Here is a 563-nt window from a genome sequence, read left to right as displayed (position 1 = left end):
GCAGCATCCCCGCCACCCCCACCAAATGAGGAATCGGCAGCGTCAACTGGCCAAGCCAGATGGCCCACCCCCCCACCCCCCGCAACAGCAGCGCCAGCCCCAGACCCAAAAGCAGCGCCAACCCCGTTGCCAACAGAGCGATTCTGAGGCTGAGCAACAGGGATCCCCCGACTTCCGCATCCCGCAGCAGCTCCCCATACCCCTGCAGGGTAAACCCCCTCTCGCCCAGGCCGTAGAGGCCCACACTCTGGGCCAGAGCCAGCAGCAGCCCCCCGCCGTAGAGCAGGCCCACCAACCCCAACGCCGGCAAAAGCGGCCCATACTGCCGGATCCCCTTAAGCCCCACCGGCCCAGATCCCCGTCCATTTAAGCTATTCATTGAGCCAGTCCCAAGAGTTGCCTCACGAGAGAATTCAAGATGGGAGCGGATCCCTCGACGATCAAGCGATCAAGACTGCCTAGTGCTCCACACCGCCAACGCGACCAACCATTGCGATCTTCACATCCCATGGAGAGAACCCTAGACCAGATTAACCAACGCATTGCCAAAGGCCAGGTGCGGG

General features: G+C 62.5%; 1 protein-coding gene. It reads right to left on the bottom strand.

Annotated features, from left to right (window positions below):
- On the bottom strand, window positions 1–379 hold a 379-nt coding region (locus NW837_RS09670; protein ID WP_414331073.1), incomplete at its 3' end, for a hypothetical protein.
- Between the last annotated feature and the right edge of the window lie 184 nt (window positions 380–563).

Source organism: Synechococcus sp. R6-10 (genome assembly GCF_047461815.1).
Lineage (GTDB): Bacteria > Cyanobacteriota > Cyanobacteriia > Thermostichales > Thermostichaceae > Thermostichus.
This window is presented reverse-complemented; position numbering and strand designations above follow the sequence as displayed.